Annotated in this window: 14 protein-coding genes; all 14 read right to left on the bottom strand. The window is 68.6% G+C overall.

Annotated elements, in window-relative coordinates; all coding sequences use genetic code 11:
* Window positions 1-88: 88 nt before the first annotated feature.
* On the bottom strand, window positions 89-463 hold the full coding sequence (locus tag ACFWBB_RS33470) for a F0F1 ATP synthase subunit epsilon (protein WP_057584029.1): 375 nt from the start codon (window positions 461-463) through the stop codon (window positions 89-91).
* Between the two features lie 132 nt (window positions 464-595).
* Entirely contained in the window at window positions 596-2,032 is a 1,437-nt protein-coding gene (gene atpD / locus ACFWBB_RS33465; RefSeq protein WP_385280036.1) for a F0F1 ATP synthase subunit beta, read from the bottom strand.
* Window positions 2,032-2,949: a F0F1 ATP synthase subunit gamma gene (locus ACFWBB_RS33460; protein WP_385280034.1), complete on the bottom strand. Its 918-nt coding sequence runs from the start codon at window positions 2,947-2,949 to the stop codon at window positions 2,032-2,034. The genes atpD and ACFWBB_RS33460 overlap by 1 nt, the downstream gene beginning before the upstream one ends.
* A gap of 21 nt (window positions 2,950-2,970) precedes the next feature.
* Window positions 2,971-4,560, bottom strand: a complete 1,590-nt coding sequence (gene atpA, locus ACFWBB_RS33455) for a F0F1 ATP synthase subunit alpha (RefSeq protein WP_385280031.1) — start codon at window positions 4,558-4,560, stop codon at window positions 2,971-2,973.
* Window positions 4,561-4,694: 134 nt separating this feature from the next.
* A complete protein-coding gene (locus tag ACFWBB_RS33450) occupies window positions 4,695-5,516 on the bottom strand; it encodes a F0F1 ATP synthase subunit delta (RefSeq protein WP_385280028.1) in 822 nt (273 codons plus the stop codon).
* Window positions 5,513-6,061, bottom strand: a complete 549-nt coding sequence (locus tag ACFWBB_RS33445; protein WP_385280046.1) for a F0F1 ATP synthase subunit B — start codon at window positions 6,059-6,061, stop codon at window positions 5,513-5,515. Before ACFWBB_RS33445 ends, ACFWBB_RS33450 begins: the two co-directional genes overlap by 4 nt.
* Before the next feature lie 43 nt (window positions 6,062-6,104).
* A complete protein-coding gene (gene atpE, locus ACFWBB_RS33440; protein ID WP_256917227.1) occupies window positions 6,105-6,350 on the bottom strand; it encodes an ATP synthase F0 subunit C in 246 nt (81 codons plus the stop codon).
* Window positions 6,351-6,424: 74 nt separating this feature from the next.
* Complete coding sequence (gene atpB, locus ACFWBB_RS33435; RefSeq protein ID WP_385280025.1) at window positions 6,425-7,234, bottom strand: F0F1 ATP synthase subunit A; 810 nt, start codon at window positions 7,232-7,234, stop codon at window positions 6,425-6,427.
* A gap of 222 nt (window positions 7,235-7,456) precedes the next feature.
* Complete coding sequence (locus ACFWBB_RS33430) at window positions 7,457-7,870, bottom strand: hypothetical protein (protein ID WP_385280024.1); 414 nt, start codon at window positions 7,868-7,870, stop codon at window positions 7,457-7,459.
* Window positions 7,871-8,173: 303 nt separating this feature from the next.
* Entirely contained in the window at window positions 8,174-9,544 is a 1,371-nt protein-coding gene (locus ACFWBB_RS33425; RefSeq protein WP_385280021.1) for an MraY family glycosyltransferase, read from the bottom strand.
* Between the two features lie 172 nt (window positions 9,545-9,716).
* Window positions 9,717-10,979: a serine hydroxymethyltransferase gene (gene glyA, locus ACFWBB_RS33420; protein ID WP_385280019.1), complete on the bottom strand. Its 1,263-nt coding sequence runs from the start codon at window positions 10,977-10,979 to the stop codon at window positions 9,717-9,719.
* 260 nt (window positions 10,980-11,239) lie between these two features.
* Window positions 11,240-11,917: a protein-tyrosine-phosphatase gene (locus ACFWBB_RS33415; protein ID WP_385280016.1), complete on the bottom strand. Its 678-nt coding sequence runs from the start codon at window positions 11,915-11,917 to the stop codon at window positions 11,240-11,242.
* A complete protein-coding gene (locus ACFWBB_RS33410) occupies window positions 11,914-12,561 on the bottom strand; it encodes an L-threonylcarbamoyladenylate synthase (RefSeq protein ID WP_385280012.1) in 648 nt (215 codons plus the stop codon). Before ACFWBB_RS33410 ends, ACFWBB_RS33415 begins: the two co-directional genes overlap by 4 nt.
* 53 nt (window positions 12,562-12,614) lie before the next feature.
* The gene (gene prmC / locus ACFWBB_RS33405) at window positions 12,615-13,460 is read right to left on the bottom strand and encodes a peptide chain release factor N(5)-glutamine methyltransferase (RefSeq protein WP_385280009.1); all 846 of its coding nucleotides are present in this window, start codon (window positions 13,458-13,460) and stop codon (window positions 12,615-12,617) included.
* Window positions 13,461-13,467 lie beyond the last annotated feature (7 nt).

The raw sequence follows: 13,467 nt of genomic DNA, 5'->3' as shown, positions 1-13,467 counted from the left end.
CGGATTGCTCCGGTGCCGACCGCGGCTGAGTGACGTCATACGGCTGCGCTCCCCCAGAGCCCGCAGGGCCTGGGAGAGGCCCCCAGGCCTAGCGCGAGGCCGCCGCACGCAGTCGAACGTCCGCGCGACGCTCGGCGGCGGCGTCGCCCTCCGCCTTCGCGCGCTCGAGTTCCCGCTCCACGCGCTGGACGTCGATCTCGTCCGACAGCTCGGCGATCTCGGCCAGCAGCGACAGCTTGTTGTCCGCGAACGAGATGAAACCGCCGTGCACCGCGGCGACGACCGTTCCACCATCACTCGTACGGATGGTCACCGGGCCCGACTCCAGCACACCGAGCAGCGGCTGGTGACCGGGCATGACGCCGATGTCGCCGGACGTGGTGCGCGCGACGACCAGGGTGGCCTCGCCGGACCAGACCTCTCGGTCGGCCGCGACCAGCGCGACGTGCAGCTCAGCAGCCAAGGTGGCTCCTCGGGTCACCACCCGGCGGATCTGCCGGGTGTTGGTTACAAGTCTAATGGGCGTGAGTGAGGGGGCGGGACGCGCCCGCCCCCTCAGACGTGAGCCGGAGGACTCACTTCGAACTCAGGGAGTTCAGGAGACGCCCAGCTCCTTGGCGTTGGCCTTCAGGTCCTCGATACCACCGCACAGGAAGAACGCCTGCTCCGGGAAGTGGTCGTACTCACCGTCGATGATCGCGTTGAAGGCCACGATCGACTCGTCCAGCGGGACGTCCGACCCGTCGACGCCGGTGAACTGCTTGGCGACGTGGGTGTTCTGGGACAGGAAGCGCTCCACGCGACGGGCGCGGTGGACGGTGAGCTTGTCCTCCTCGCCCAGCTCGTCGATACCGAGGATCGCGATGATGTCCTGAAGGTCCTTGTACTTCTGCAGGACCGTCTTGACGCGCATCGCGGTGTTGTAGTGGTCCGCCGCGATGTAGCGGGGGTCCAGGATGCGGGACGTGGAGTCCAGCGGGTCCACGGCCGGGTAGATGCCCTTCTCGGAGATCGGACGGGAGAGAACCGTCGTCGCGTCGAGGTGGGCGAACGTGGTGGCCGGGGCCGGGTCGGTCAGGTCGTCCGCGGGGACGTAGATCGCCTGCATCGAGGTGATCGAGTGACCACGGGTCGAGGTGATGCGCTCCTGGAGGAGACCCATCTCGTCGGCCAGGTTCGGCTGGTAACCCACCGCGGAGGGCATCCGGCCGAGCAGGGTCGAGACCTCGGAACCGGCCTGGGTGAAGCGGAAGATGTTGTCGATGAAGAACAGCACGTCCTGCTTCTGCACATCGCGGAAGTACTCCGCCATGGTCAGACCGGCCAGGGCCACGCGCAGACGGGTGCCCGGGGGCTCGTCCATCTGACCGAAGACCAGGGCGGTCTTGTCGATGACGCCCGAGTCGGTCATCTCCTCGATGAGGTCGTTGCCCTCACGGGTGCGCTCGCCGACACCGGCGAACACGGAGACACCGTCGTGGTTGTTGGCGACACGGTAGATCATCTCCTGGATGAGCACCGTCTTGCCGACGCCGGCACCGCCGAACAGGCCGATCTTTCCACCCTTGACGTACGGGGTGAGAAGGTCGATGACCTTGACGCCGGTCTCGAACATCTCGGTCTTCGACTCGAGCTCGTCGAAGCGCGGGGCCTTGCGGTGGATGGTCCAGCGCTCGCCCTCGTACTTCTCGTCGACGTTCAGCACCTCACCGAGGGTGTTGAACACCTTGCCCTTGGTGAAGTCACCGACCGGAACGGAGATGCCCGTGCCAGTGTCGGTGACCGCGGCCTGGCGGACCAGACCGTCGGTGGGCTGCATGGAGATGGTGCGGACCAGGCCGTCACCCAGGTGCTGGGCGACCTCCAGGGTCAGCGTCTTCTTCTCGCCGTCGTTCGCCGGGTCGGCGACCTCGACGTGAAGGGCGTTGTAGATCTCCGGCATGGCGTCGACGGGGAATTCCACGTCGACGACCGGGCCGATGACCCGGGCGACGCGGCCCGTGGCAACGGCCGTCTCAACTGTCGTCGTCATTACCTGTCACTCCCCGCGGTCGCGTCGGCCAGGGCTGCAGAGCCACCGACGATCTCGCTGATTTCCTGGGTGATTTCGGCCTGGCGGGCCGCGTTGGCAAGGCGGGAGAGCGTGTTGATCAAGTCTCCCGCGTTGTCGGTCGCCGACTTCATCGCGCGGCGCGTGGCGGCGTGCTTGGAGGCAGCCGACTGGAGCAGCGCGTTGTAGATACGACTCTCGACGTACCGCGGCAGCAAGGCGTCGAGGACGTCCTCCGCCGACGGCTCGAAGTCGTACAGCGGAAGGATCTCGCCCTTCGGCGCCGACTCCTTCGCCACCTCGTCGAGGCTGAGCGGCAGCAGACGGTCATCGAGCGCCGTCTGCGTCATCATCGAGACGAACTCGGTGAAGACGATGTGGAGTTCGTCCACGCCGCCGTCCGCCGTGTCCTTCTCGATGGCCTCGATCAGCGGACGCGCGACCTTCTTCGCGTCCGCGTACGAGGGCTCGTCGGTGAAGCCCGACCACGACTCCGCGACCTTGCGCTCGCGGAAGTTGTAGTGGGCCAGGCCGCGGCGGCCGACGATGTACGTGTCGACCTCCTTGCCCTCCGCCTCGAGGCGCGCCGTCAGCTGCTCGGCGGCCTTGATCGCGTTGGAGTTGAAGGCGCCGGCCAGTCCGCGGTCGCTCGTGAGGAGCAGTACCGCGGCACGGGTCGCCGTCTCCGCCTCCGTGGTCAGCGGGTGCTTGGTGTTCGAACCGGTCCCGACCGCCGTGACCGCGCGGGTGAGCTCGGTCGCGTACGGCGCGGAGGCCGCCACCTTGCGCTGCGCCTTGACGACGCGCGAGGCGGCGATCATCTCCATCGCCTTGGTGATCTTCTTGGTCGCGGTGACGGATCGGATGCGACGCTTGTAGACCCGGAGCTGGGCTCCCATGAGTCAGGTCCCTTCCTTACGTCACTTGGCCGCGGCCGGGGCGTCCTCGCCGAGGAGCTTGCCGTCCGAGGTCTCGAACTGCTTCTTGAACTCGGCGATCGCGTCGGCGATGGCGGTGAGGGTGTCGTCCGACATCTTGCCGCCCTCCTTGATGGAGGTCATGAGGCCCTGCTCCTTGCGGTGCAGGTACTCGAGCAGCTCCTTCTCGAAGCGGCGGACGTCGCTGACCGGTACGTCGTCCATCTTGCCGGTGGTACCGGCCCACACCGAGACGACCTGGTCCTCGGTCGACATCGGCTGGTACTGAGCCTGCTTGAGCAGCTCGACCAGGCGCTGACCACGCTCCAGCTGCGACTTCGACGCGGCGTCCAGGTCGGAACCGAAGGCGGCGAACGCCTCCAGCTCACGGTACTGGGCGAGGTCGAGGCGGAGACGGCCGGAGACCTGCTTCATCGCCTTGTGCTGCGCGGAACCACCGACTCGGGAGACGGAGATACCGACGTTCAGCGCGGGGCGCTGACCGGCGTTGAACAGGTCCGACTCCAGGAAGCACTGGCCGTCGGTGATGGAGATGACGTTGGTCGGGATGAACGCCGAGACGTCGTTGGCCTTCGTCTCGACGATCGGCAGACCGGTCATCGAGCCGGCGCCCAGGTCGTCGGAGAGCTTCGCGCAGCGCTCCAGCAGACGGGAGTGCAGGTAGAAGACGTCGCCCGGGTAGGCCTCACGGCCCGGCGGACGGCGCAGCAGCAGCGACACGGCGCGGTAGGCGTCGGCCTGCTTCGAGAGGTCGTCGAAGATGATGAGGACGTGCTTGCCCTCGTACATCCACTGCTGACCGATGGCCGAACCGGTGTACGGCGCCAGGTACTTGAAGCCGGCCGGGTCGGACGCCGGGGCGGCGACGATGGTCGTGTACTCCAGCGCGCCGGCCTCTTCGAGGGCGCCACGCACGGAGGCGATGGTCGAGCCCTTCTGGCCGATGGCGACGTAGACGCAGCGGACCTGCTTCTTCACGTCGCCGGAGCGCCAGTTGTCGCGCTGGTTGATGATCGTGTCGACGGCCAGGGCGGTCTTGCCGGTCTGGCGGTCACCGATGATCAGCTGACGCTGACCACGGCCGACCGGGGTCATCGCGTCGACGGCCTTGTAGCCGGTCTCCATCGGCTCGTGCACCGACTTACGGGCCATGACACCGGGAGCCTGCAGCTCCAGGGCACGGCGACCGGACGTCTCGATCTCGCCGAGGCCGTCGATCGGGTTGCCGAGCGGGTCGACGACGCGGCCGAGGTAGCCCTCGCCGACGGCGACGGACAGGACCTCTCCGGTGCGGGTGACCGGCTGGCCCTCTTCGACACCGCTGAACTCGCCGAGGATGACGGTACCGATCTCGCGCTCTTCGAGGTTGAGCGCGAGACCGAGGGTGCCGTCCTCGAACCTCAGCAGTTCGTTGGCCATGGCCGAGGGGAGGCCCTCGACCTTCGCGATGCCGTCGCCGGCAAGGGTGACCGTACCGACCTCCTCGCGCGAGGCCGCGTCCGGCTTGTACGACTGGACAAAGTTCTCCAGCGCGTCCCGGATCTCCTCCGGCCGGATCGTGAGCTCCGCCATCTGGGTTCCCTGCTCTCCTTGTTGGGCCCGAAGTTTCACTTTGGGGGGATGGGGACTCCCCCCTGAAAGAGGTGAATCCTCTGTACGGCCCAACCAGGGCCGCCATCAGTTCGTACTGCGGTCTTGAGTTGCTGCTAGCTCGCCATGCGGCGGGCGGCGTCCTCGATGCGGTCCGCGAGGGAGCCGTTGATCACCTCGTCGCCGACCTGCACCCGGATCCCGCCGAGGACCGCGGGGTCCACGTCGAGGTTGAGGTGCATCGGGCGGCCGTAGAGCTTGGCGAGGGCGGCGCCGAGGCGCTGCTTCTGCGGGTCGCTCAGCGGTACCGCCGAGGTGACGACGGCGACCATGCGGTCCCGGCGCTCCGCGGCGAGCTTGGACAGGGCTTCGAGGCCCGCTTCCAGGCTACGTCCACGGGGCGCGGTCACGAGGCGCGTCACCAGTCGCTCGGTGGCCGCGTCGGCCCGGCTGCCGAGCAGGCTGCTCAGCAGCTCGCTCTTGGCCGAGGCGGTGGCCTTCCGGTTGGTCAGTGCGGCGCGCAGCTCGGTGTTCGAGGAGACGATCCGTCCGAAGCGGAACAGCTCGTCCTCGACGTCGTCGAGCGTGCCGGTCTTCTGCGCGGCGGTGAGGTCGGCGATGGCCGCCAGGTCCTCCAGCACGTCAACCAGGTCGCGGGACTGCGACCAGCGGGAACGCACCAGGCCGGAAACCAGGTCGGCGGCGGGGCCGCTGATCCGGGTGCCGAGCAGGCGCTGGACCAGCTCGGCCTTGGCCTCGCCGGCCTGCGCCGGGTCGGTGAGGACCCGACGCAGCGAGACCTCGCGGTCGAGCAGCGCGGTGACGGTCGCCAGCTCACCGGCGAGCTGCGCGGCGTCCACGGACGTGGAGTCCGTCAGCGCGTCGAGTCGCTCACGGGCTGCTGCGAATGCCTCGCGGCTGGCTCCGTGTGCGGTCATCGAGACGCCTCGGCCTTCTCCTCGAGTTCGTCGAGGAAGCGGTCGATGACGCGGCTCTGGCGGGCGTGGTCCTCGAGGGACTCCCCGACGAGCTTGCCGGCCAGATCGGTGGCGAGCTTGCCGACGTCCTGACGCAGCGCGGACGCGGCGGCCTTGCGGTCCGCCTCGATCTGGCTGTGTCCGGCGGCGACGATCTCCTCGCGCTGACGCTGGCCTTCCGCACGCATCTCGGTGATGAGTGTGGCGCCCTGCTCCTGCGCCTCCTGGCGCAACCGCGCGGCCTCGTGGCGGGCCTCGGCGAGCTGGGCCTTGTACTGCTCCAGGACGCTCTGGGCCTCAGTGCGAGCAATCTCGGCCTGTTCGATCCCGCCCTCGATGGCTTCCCGACGCTCTTCCAGAACCTTGTTGATGTTCGGAAGGAGCTTCTTGCCCAGGACGAAGAACACGATCGCGAACGCGATCAGACCGATGACGAGCTCGGGGATCTCCGGGATCAGAGGATTCTGGGCCTCCTCCTCAGCCGCGAGTTGCAGCAAGGGCGAGATCACATCAGTTCCTTCCGTGGAATTCTCTCGTCGGCCGAAACCGTCAGGCAGACGGGTAGACGAAGCCCATGACCAGACCGATCAGGGCGAGCGCCTCACAGAGCACGAAGCCCAGGATCTGGTTCTGACGGATCAGGCCGGCGGCCTCGGGCTGGCGGGCCAGCGCCTGGGTGCCGTTACCGAAGATGATGCCAACGCCGACGCCGGGGCCGATGGCCGCGAGACCGTAGCCGATTGCAGCGAGGTTGCCCTTGATCTGGACCGCGGCGAGGGTGTCGAGAGCGGACATGCCGTAACTTCCTTCTCTTTACACAGGCCGGTGGGGGTTGGCCACCGGAAGTTCAGGGGATGTTGATCAGGTGCTCAGTGGTGCTCGGCGAGCGCGCCCTGGATGTAGCTGCAGGACAGGAGAATGAAGACGTAGGCCTGGAGGGCCTGGATGAACAGCTCGAAGACCGTCATCACGATGACCATCAGGAACGAGACCGCCGAGTAGGCGATACCGATGCCGTTGAGCAGGTACCAGGCTCCGATGGTGAAGATCAGGATCAGCACGTGGCCGGCGAACATGTTGGCGAAGAGCCGGACGGCGTGGGTGAAGGGCCGGATGAACACGTTCGACAGGAACTCGAAGAACATGACCATCGGGAACACCGGGCCGAGCGACGGGTCGTAGCCGGTGATGTTCTTCCAGCCGCCGATGAACCCGTGGCGCTTGAACGTCACGCTCATCCACACGATGTAGACGAGGGCCGCCAGGCCGACCGGGAACGCGATGACCGCGGTCGCCGGGAACTGGGCGATCGGGACGATCGACCACAGGTTCATGATCCAGATGAAGAAGAACAGCGCGAACATCAGCGGGACGTACTTCTCGCCCTCGCGCTTGCCGATCGTCTCGTAGACGACCCCGCGACGGACGAAGTCGTAGCCCGCCTCGCCGACCATCTGGAGCTTGCCGGGAATCAGCTTCGGCTTGTTGAAGGCCGCCCAGAAGAATCCGATGACGATGACCGTGGTCACCAGCGAGAGCAGCATGGGCTTGTTGAATTCGATGCCGCCGACGGTGAAGAGCGGCTCGAACATGAACGAGTGCAGGCCGGGGGTCGGGAAACCGCACCCGTCGAAAATATGACAGTCGGTCTCGAAGGCGAGCGTCTTGGCGTTACTCACCGCGAGCTCCTTCAGCGTGGCGCATGGGTACGGCAACCTCGATGTGTCGGCGCGGCCTGCGACCGCGGGACGGCACTGGACTGGACTTGCGGATGTGGGGGCGGCCTCTGGGCTCCGAACCGTGAGACGTCACAGGCTCGACTGCCGCCCGCGCCAGCTCTGCCGCAGTTGTGGCGAGACCATAGCAAAAGAGCGGAAGTCCCTTTACACCGGCCCTACAGGTCACGACGACGCCCGAGCGGAATCCGGCTCGACGTAGAGGATCTTGGTCTTCATGTGTGAGACAACCTGCGCGGCGATCCACACCAGGGTGGTCGCGAGCAGGGTGAAGGCGAAGCATTTCGGGTTGAAGACCGAGGTCCCCTTGAACGTGATCAGCACGATCATCAGCAGCAGGATCTGGGTGGTGTAGAGCAACAGCCCCATCGACTGGAACAGATGGGGAAGTTGGCGCGCGGTGCGCAGCAGCACCACCAGTCCGCCGCCCATGAACAACAGGACGAGAACCGCACCGAAGACGGCGCCGAGCGCTCCCTTGCCGCCGGCAACGGCCGCACTCACCGCGACTCCCGCCACACCCGCGAGCGCGGTGGGCAGGGCACAGTGCAGGAGTGTTCGTACGTCGTTGGACTGCATGGCGGCAACTCCGCATTCAAGGGGGGCAGGGTGTCGTCATGGACGAGCGTAGCCCCGGCCCGAGGGGCGAGAGACCTCACGCCACCTCGCTCCAATGAACCGTCGTAGTGCGGTCCGTGGGCTCTGTCCGGGGGTTCTCGTGAACCGTATCACAAACTATTTGATGAGGTCTTTACCTGGCGGGTGTGCTCGCTGTCACACATGAGAGTGACAGCGCCCGTCTGTGCGGAAACCTGGGGGGCTTGTCTGGTATTGGGAGACTTTGCCCTCCCTGGATTCCCCCACGACTTGGCAATGCTCTAGTCAGATTCTTACCTTGGAGTTTCGGCGGCCGCCGATCGCGGTGGCCCCGTTCACCCCGGCCACCCCCACCGTGACAGGGGGCTGCTCCCCGGCCTGACCGTCCGGTCCGGCCGGCCCGTCGAGGGCGGCGGGCTGCTCCGCCCCGGCCGGTCCGAACTGCCCGGCGGACGCCGTGTACTGCTCCGCGGCGGACGTGGTGGCGCCCCGGCGCCGGTAGCGCGGCGGTACGAAGGCCTCGGCCCAGCGCGGGGTGCGCGGCCGGAAGCGCGGCAGCAGGAGCAGCGCAAGACCGATCGCGCTGAGAATCACGACACCGAGGACGATCCACATGGAAGCCGCGTTGACGGAGTAGGTGAGCGCGCCGAACGCGATCAGCGCCGACCAGAAATACATGATCAGCACGGCGCGGCTGTGCGAGTGGCCGATCTCCAACAACCGGTGGTGCAGGTGCCCTCGGTCCGCGGCGAACGGCGACTGACCGCGCCAGGTCCGGCGCACGATCGCCAGGATCAGGTCGGCGGCCGGGATCGCGATGATCGTCAACGGCATCAGCAACGGGATGTAGACCGGCACCATCTGGTGCACCGCGTTGCGCTCGGAGCCGGAGAACAGCCGCATGATGTCCGGGTCGACCTGACCCGTCACGGAGATCGCGCCCGCCGCCAGGACCAGCCCGATCAGCATCGAGCCCGAGTCGCCCATGAAGATCCGCGCGGGATGCATGTTGTGCGGCAGGAAGCCCAGGCACATGCCCATCAGGATCGCCGCGAACAGCGTCGCCGGGGCGGCGGCCTCGATGCCGTACGAGTACCAGATGCGGTAGGCGTACATGAAGAACGCCGCCGAGGCGATGCACACCATGCCGGCCGCGAGACCGTCGAGGCCGTCCACGAAGTTGACCGCGTTGATGGTGATGACCACCAGCGCGACCGTCAGCAGGGTGCCCTGCCACTGGGTCAGCGCGACCGTGCCGACCCACGGCACCGGCAGCCACAGGATCGTCAGACCCTGCATGACCATGACGCCGGCGGCGATCATCTGGCCGCCCAGCTTGATCAGGGCGTCGATCTCGAACTTGTCGTCCAGGACACCGATCAGCCAGATCAGCGCGGCCCCGGAGAGCAGGGCGCGCGGCTCGTTCGACTTCTCGAAGACCTCGTTGAGGTTGGTGAGATGGTCGGCGACCAGCAGGCCGGCGCACAGGCCGAAGAACATGGCGATACCGCCGAGCCGCGGAGTCGGTTCCCGGTGCACGTCACGGGCCCTGATCTCCGGCATCGCTCCGGCCACGATCGCGAACTTCCGTACCGGCCCTGTCAGCAGATACGTCACCGCGGCCGTGATGCAGAGCGTCAGCAGGTATTCACGCACGGGCTTCCCCACAGGTCTCGCCGGCCATCTCAGTCCCACACCCTAGCGATCGACTACCGCACGGCGCATATGTGTGAGGACTACCGGGTAGTGACGATGGTTTCACGTGAGGCTGTGCGCGTGGACGTCCAGGGGGTGTGCACGGGGTGCGTACGGACACGCCTACCCCGCTTCAGCCCGGATACGGCGGAAACGCGAGGGTCAGTTCGCGCACCTCCTCACGGGCCCTCCTGCTCTCGGTCCCGTTCCGCAGCACCCCCGCCAGCAGCGCCGCGACCCGTGTCATCTCAGGCTCCCGCATGCCCTGCGTGGTCACCGCGGCGGTGCCGAGGCGCAGGCCACGGGCGTGGGCGGCGGTGACGTCGGCGCCTCCGACATGCGGGAGGGCGCAGCAGTCCAGCACCATCCCGGCGGCCGCGAGCAGCCCGCGCGCGGTACGCCCGTCGACACCGAGCGGCGCCGGGTCGGCGATGATGAGGTGGGTGTCGGTGCCGCCGGTCGTGACGGTCAGCCCCTCCCCCTCCAGGGCCGCCGCGAGAACCCGCGCATTGGCGACCACCTGATGGGCGTACACGGTGAACGCCGGGGTTGCCGCCTCGCCGAACGCGACCGCCTTCGCGGCGATGGTGTGCATCTGCGCGCCGCCCTGCGTGAACGGGAACACCGCGCGGTCCACCCGTTCGGCGAGCTCGCCACCGCACAGCAGCATTCCGCCGCGCGGTCCGCGCAGGACCTTGTGCGTGGTGGCGCAGACGATGTCGGCGTACGGCACCGGACTGGGCGCCGCTCCCCCGGCGACGAGCCCGATGGGATGGGCGGCGTCGGCGATCAGATAGGCGCCGGCCTCGTCGGCGACCTCACGGAAGAAGGCGTAGTCGATGTGACGGGGGTAGGCGATGGACCCGCACACGATCGCCTTGGGTCGGTGGCTCCGGGCCAGTGTGCGGACCTGCTCGTGATCGATGAGCCCGCTCTCCCCGTCCACCCCGTAGGGGATGAAGTCGAACCAGCGCCCGGAGAAGTTCGCCGGCGAGCCGTGCGTGAGATGGCCGCCGTCGGGCAGCCCCAGGGCCAGGACGGTGTCGCCGGGCCGGAGCAGCGCGGCGTAGGCGGCCAGCACCGCCGAGGAACCCGAGTGGGCCTGCACGTTGGCGTGTTCGGCGGCGAACAGCGCCTTGGCGCGCTCCACGGCGGTCCGCTCGGCGACGTCGACGATCTCGCAGCCGCTGTGGTACCGGGAACCCGGATACCCCTCCGCGTACTTGTTGGCGAGCGACGAGCCGAGGGCGGCCAGCACGGCGCGCGAGGTGAAGTTCTCGGCGGCGACCAGCTGGAGCGTCGACGCCTGCCGCTCCCGCTCCCCGAGCAGGATCTCGGCCAGCTCGGGGTCCTGCCCGCGCAGGACATCGGCCTCGGGGACATGGGTGACCGACATGATGTGCTCCGGGCGTCGACGGTGACGTACGTCCAATGTAGGCCCGGGGTGGGTGGTCCGCGCGGTCTCCGCGTCCTCTCGGGGGATGCCGACGCGCGCGGTCCCCGCGTCCTCGCGGGGAGACCGGTGAGCGTCCTGACGACCGGGGCCGACACCTGGTGCGGCCGTCCCCGACGCGCCCCCCGCGCCACCCCGCCCGCCCTGGCGGGCCTCGCGGCCGGCGGCGGCCCGCCGCATCGGCCGAAGCGTCCGAGCACGCGTCAAGCGCGCGCGGGGACCCCTGTCAGCGCCGTGACGACCGGGTCCAGCGCCTGGTGTATCTCGTCCCCGATCGAGCGGAAGAACGGCAGGGGCGCCCCGTACGGGTCGTAGACCTCGTCCGCCTCGAGTGTCGGGGCCAGGAGCCACCCGCGTAGCGCCGCCGCGGCGCGGACCAGGGCCCGGGCGCGCATCACCACGCCCTCGTCCAGCGGCGGGAGGGTGGCCGGGTCGATGGCGTTCACCAGGCGGGTGAACTCCTTGAGGGTGAAGGTGCGCAGGCCCGCCGAGTGGCCCATGGAGATGACCTGGGCGCGGTGGTCGCGGGTCGCCGTCAGGACCAGGTCGGCCATGATGACGTGCTCGTCGAGGAGCTCGCGGCCGGTGAACCCGGTGGCGTCCGCGCCGAAGTCGGCCAGCACGGTCTCCGCGTTGGCCTCCATGGACGCGCCCTCATGACCCCAGGTGCCCGCGCTCTCCACGATCAGCCCGCGGCCGAGCACCCCGAGCCGCTGTGACACGAAATGCCGGGTCAGCCGCTCGGTGATCGGCGAGCGGCAGACGTTGCCGGTGCTGACGTGGAGGATGCGGAAGCTGTCGCGCGGAAGCCCGAACGTCGTCGTCTGTTCCGCGGCACGTTCCCCGTTGCCTATGCCACGCCCCGCGTCAGGGGCTGTCAATTCGCCACCTCGAGGTCGGGTACGACCTTCCGCAGCTCGTCCGCGGAGATCGCGCCCTCACGCAGCAGCAGCGGCACCTCTCGGCTGACGTCGACGATCGAGGAGGGGACGTTGCCGGGGGTCGGGCCGCCGTCGAGGTAGACGGAGACGGAGTCGCCGAGCATCTCCTGGGCGTAGTCGCAGTTCTCCGGCGACGGGTGTCCCGTCAGGTTCGCCGACGACACCGCCATCGGGCCGACCTCCGTCAGCAGCTCGATGGCGACCGGGTGCAGCGGCATACGGACGGCGACCGTGCCACGGGTGTCCCCCAGGTCCCACTGGAGGGACGGCTGGTGCTTGGCGACGAGCGTCAGCGCGCCCGGCCAGAACGCGTCCACCAGTTCCCAGGCCAGCTCGGAGAAGTCCGTGACGAGCCCGTGCAGCGTGTTCGGGGAGCCGATGAGCACAGGGGTGGGCATGTTGCGGCCCCGGCCCTTGGCGTCGAGGAGGTCGGCGACGGCCTCGGAGGAGAACGCGTCGGCGCCGATGCCGTACACCGTGTCGGTCGGGAGGACCACGAGCTCGCCACGGCGGACGGCGGACGCGGCCTCGCGCAGACCGGTCACCCGGTCGGTCACGTCGTTGGTGTCGTATCGCCGAGCCATCTAGCGGGCCTCCTCGTACACGTACTGCTGGGGGTCGGAAGTGCGGGGGGCGCTCACGGCGTGGCCCGGCGGGCGGTCGCGAAGCGCGGGCGCTTGTTGAGGTCGGGGTGGTCGGCCGCGTCGGCCCAGCCCCGCTCCTCGGTGAAGATCCACGGCACCTGGCCGCCCTGGGTGTCGGCGTGCTCGATGACGACGACACCGCCGGGACGCAGCAGCCGGTGCGCGGTGCGCTCGATGCCGCGGATCAGGTCGAGGCCGTCCTCCCCCGAGAACAGGGCGAGTTCGGGGTCGTAGTCGCGGGCCTCGGGGGCGACGTACTCCCATTCGGTGAGCGGGATGTACGGCGGGTTGGAGATGACCAGGTCGACCTGGCCGTCGAGGTCGCGGAAGGCGTCCAGGGCGTCTCCCTGACGCAGGTCGACCCGGGACCCCTCCATGTTCTTGCGCGTCCAGCGCAGGGCGTCCTCGGACAGCTCCACGGCGTGCACACGCGAGCGCGGCACCTCCTGGGCGAGGGCGAGCGCGATGGCGCCGCTGCCGGTGCACAGGTCGACGATGCGGGGCTCGACGACGTCCATGGCACGCACGGCGTCTATGGCCCAGCCGACCACGGACTCGGTCTCGGGGCGCGGGACGAAGACGCCGGGGCCGACCTGGAGCTCCAGGTACCGGAAGAAGGCCCGCCCGGTGATGTGCTGGAGCGGCTCGCGCTGCTCACGCCGGGCGATGGCCTCCCAGTAACGGGCGTCGAAGTCGGAGTTCTTCACGGAATGGAGCTCACCGCGCTTCACGCCGTGCACGAACGCGGCGAGCTCCTCCGCGTCGTTGCGCGGCGAGGGCACGCCGGCGTCGGCCAGCCGCTGGGTGGCCTGGGCCACCTCTGCGAGCAGCAGGTTCACGCAAGTC

It is taken from the genome of Streptomyces sp. NPDC060000 (genome assembly GCF_042737375.1).
In the GTDB taxonomy this organism is placed as follows: domain Bacteria; phylum Actinomycetota; class Actinomycetes; order Streptomycetales; family Streptomycetaceae; genus Streptomyces.
The sequence above is the reverse complement of the archived record's forward strand: the minus strand, read 5'-3'. Positions and strand labels throughout refer to the sequence as shown.

Excerpts from the sequence above, each read along its gene's own strand:
- atpD (WP_385280036.1), bottom strand. The coding sequence starts at position 2,032 with ATGACGACGACAGTTGAGACGGCCGTTGCCACGGGCCGCGTCGCCCGG.
- ACFWBB_RS33460 (WP_385280034.1), bottom strand. The coding sequence starts at position 2,949 with ATGGGAGCCCAGCTCCGGGTCTACAAGCGTCGCATCCGATCCGTCACC.
- atpA (WP_385280031.1), bottom strand. The coding sequence starts at position 4,560 with ATGGCGGAGCTCACGATCCGGCCGGAGGAGATCCGGGACGCGCTGGAG.
- ACFWBB_RS33450 (WP_385280028.1), bottom strand. The coding sequence starts at position 5,516 with ATGACCGCACACGGAGCCAGCCGCGAGGCATTCGCAGCAGCCCGTGAG.
- atpE (WP_256917227.1), bottom strand. The coding sequence starts at position 6,350 with ATGTCCGCTCTCGACACCCTCGCCGCGGTCCAGATCAAGGGCAACCTC.
- ACFWBB_RS33430 (WP_385280024.1), bottom strand. The coding sequence starts at position 7,870 with ATGCAGTCCAACGACGTACGAACACTCCTGCACTGTGCCCTGCCCACC.
- glyA (WP_385280019.1), bottom strand. The coding sequence starts at position 10,979 with ATGTCGGTCACCCATGTCCCCGAGGCCGATGTCCTGCGCGGGCAGGAC.
- ACFWBB_RS33410 (WP_385280012.1), bottom strand. The coding sequence starts at position 12,561 with ATGGCTCGGCGATACGACACCAACGACGTGACCGACCGGGTGACCGGT.